This is a genomic window from Candidatus Kuenenbacteria bacterium HGW-Kuenenbacteria-1 (assembly GCA_002839745.1).
Lineage (GTDB): Bacteria > Patescibacteriota > Patescibacteriia > UBA2591 > PGYQ01 > PGYQ01.
In genome coordinates this window covers 1-1704 of sequence record PGYQ01000027.1, presented here as the reverse complement: position 1 = coordinate 1704, position 1704 = coordinate 1, and the positions used below count along the sequence as shown (strand labels likewise).

At 33.8% G+C, this 1704-nt stretch carries 1 protein-coding gene; it reads right to left on the bottom strand.

Annotated features, from left to right (window positions below; all coding sequences use genetic code 11):
• Positions 1-1704 (bottom strand): hypothetical protein (locus tag CVV26_03475; protein ID PKL71942.1); only part of this gene is annotated, 1704 nt, incomplete at both ends.

The following is a 1704-nucleotide window of genomic DNA, read 5'->3' as shown; positions in this document are numbered from 1 at the left end:
TCTAAAGTGCTATTCACAATTGTTGTTCCATTTAAAGTAGCAGTTCCATTTAAGATTGTTGCGCCAGTACCAACAGTAAAAGTATTAGTTCCAGAAACTAAAGTATTGCCATTTAAGGTTGTCGCGCCAGTAACAGTTAAATTATTTTGTAAATAAACTGGTTGATTAAAATCAAAACGATCATTCGTTGCATCCCATTTAATAATTGCATTTGGCGTTGTTGTTCCTCTTTCAAAAGCAAGATTCACGTCTTCTAAATCAGCCGTAGCATTATCAGCATTAATAGTAAATGTTTCATATAAAGAACCTCCGATATTTGAACTGGTCACATTTAAATTTGTAATATAAGCCGTATCCCAAAAATGAGTAGCGTCACCTAAACTATAAACTCCACCCGGCAAAATATTATCATTAACAGTTAAAGTAGATCCATTTATAATTATGGCGTCTTCCCCATCCCCTAAATTAACAGCTCCTTTGGCATCTAAAAACCCATTTGTTGTTAATGTTTTAGGAATTGTCGCCGATCCAATTGCTACTGGTCCATAAAAATTACTTACTGCCGTAGTTCCACTTGTTGGTCCAATATCTATTTTAGAATTTGCTCCATTTAAAATTAAATCACCTGTTCCTTTTAAGGTGTCCAAAGAAGCCAACCAAATAGATCCAGAATCAGCATCTAATGTTAAATTATAATCTCCTGTTCCTGTAGTATCAAAAGTTTTTATCGTTAAATTTGCATTATTATTTGTAATGTTTCCAGTAGAGCTTATGTTAAGACTTGGAGAGGTAAGTCTAAAATAACCATCAGCTCCAGTGTCAATGGTTACATCGTCATTGCCAGATCCATCTCCTAAATTAGTTGTTCCATTTACTCTTAAATTACCATTTGTATCAATATTGCCATTATCAGAAATGGTTACACCTGTAGAACCATAACCTCCACCAATTTGAGTAGTTCCTAATAATTTAGTAGTAAGTACAACCTCTAAATTATCATCTGTTTTTAAAGTATCAGAAGATGAACGATAAAGATTTGTATCAGTTCCAAAAAGAATTGGATAAGTACTGCTTGAATCAGTAAGGATTATTTGTCCTCTAATCGTTGTTGTATCTGAATTACTATCTCCTAAATATGTAGAACTACCAACTCGAAGATCTCCATCCATTACTAATTTGCCAGTAGTGTCAACTGTAAATTTTTCATCTGAATTGACTAATAAATTTAAAAGATTGGCCGTGTTAATGCCAGTTGTTGTTGAAGTATCAATTACTCTTAAAAGATCCCCAGATAAATTATTTGTTCCTCCTGTGATATTTCTTGTAATTGAAAATTCATTTTCTCCATAAGGCGCTAATGCTGTTAAAACTTTATCATAAGTAACCAATTCTTGAAGTACATTAGCATTAATGTCTAAGGCGTTCTCAATTGTTGTTTTGCCAGTCAAAGTAGATGTCCCATCAATTATTAAATTACCATTAGCTGAAATATTACCTGTGTCAGTAATAGTTGTTCCTGTTGAGCTATAACCACCGCCAATTTGAGTAATACCGCTAACAGCCAATGTTCCAGTAATTCCAGTATTACCAGTTAAACCAATTGTCCCAGCTGAGGTAATATTAACATTACCTGAGGTCAAAGTTGAAAGAGCTAAATCGCCAGAAAAGGCTGAGACATTGGAATTGCCAGTGCCATCAATTGAA